Genomic DNA, 257 nt, shown 5'->3' with positions numbered 1-257 from the left:
TCGCAGGCCATTACGAGGCGATGCTCGAACATTACGGGATCGAGACCGGCGTCAACATGGCGCGCAAGCAGATCGGCTGGTACACCAAGGGGCTGCACGGCTCGGCGGAGTTCCGGAACCGTGTGAACCAGATTGCGGATCCCAAGCAGGTCAAGGCGATGCTCGCCGAGTTCTACGCGCCCTGGCGTCACCTTGCCGCAGCCGGAGCCGTCGATCACCGGTCGCCCGGGGATCGACGCACTCTTCGCCGCATGGCC

General features: G+C 65.4%; 1 protein-coding gene. It reads left to right on the top strand.

Annotation, left to right across the window (positions count from 1 at the left end; all coding sequences use genetic code 11):
* Positions 1–257, top strand: a 257-nt coding sequence (locus AC0CH3_RS17830; RefSeq protein ID WP_465238130.1) for a tRNA-dihydrouridine synthase, incomplete at both ends; no start/stop codon positions are given.

This window comes from Sphingomonas sp. AC449 (assembly GCF_979253475.1).
This window is presented reverse-complemented; position numbering and strand designations above follow the sequence as displayed.